This is a genomic window from Lactobacillus nasalidis, from assembly GCF_016587775.1.
Lineage (GTDB): Bacteria > Bacillota > Bacilli > Lactobacillales > Lactobacillaceae > Lactobacillus > Lactobacillus nasalidis.
This window is the reverse complement of record NZ_BOCG01000040.1, coordinates 1-283: the sequence shown is the minus strand read 5'-3', so window position 1 is coordinate 283 and position 283 is coordinate 1. Positions and strand designations below refer to the sequence as shown.

1 protein-coding gene is annotated in these 283 nt (G+C 52.7%); it reads left to right on the top strand.

The features are described from left to right. Nucleotides 1–56 precede the first annotated feature (56 nt). Nucleotides 57–283, top strand: a 227-nt coding sequence (locus lacNas_RS00285; RefSeq protein WP_507762766.1) for a hydroxymethylglutaryl-coenzyme A reductase family protein, incomplete at its 3' end; no start/stop codon positions are given.

Sequence of the window (283 nt, the reverse complement as noted above, 5' to 3'; positions counted from 1 at the left end):
CTGCATCGGCGGCGGCCTGGCAATCGCTTTTGAAGTAGAAAAGGCATAAGCATAGAATGAAATTTTATCAGTTGCCGCCTGAAGAAAGGCGGCAGTTTTTAAAAGCTGACGGTGTCAGCCTGGAAGATATCCCAGAAGCTGACTTAAACCGGCTGAATGACTTAAGCGAAAACGTGATCGGGGAAGTCAAGCTGCCCCTAAGCTGCCTTACCGGCGCCCTGGTCAACGGCAAAAAATGGCGGGTGCCGATGACGACGGAAGAATCTTCCGTCGTCGCTGCCGC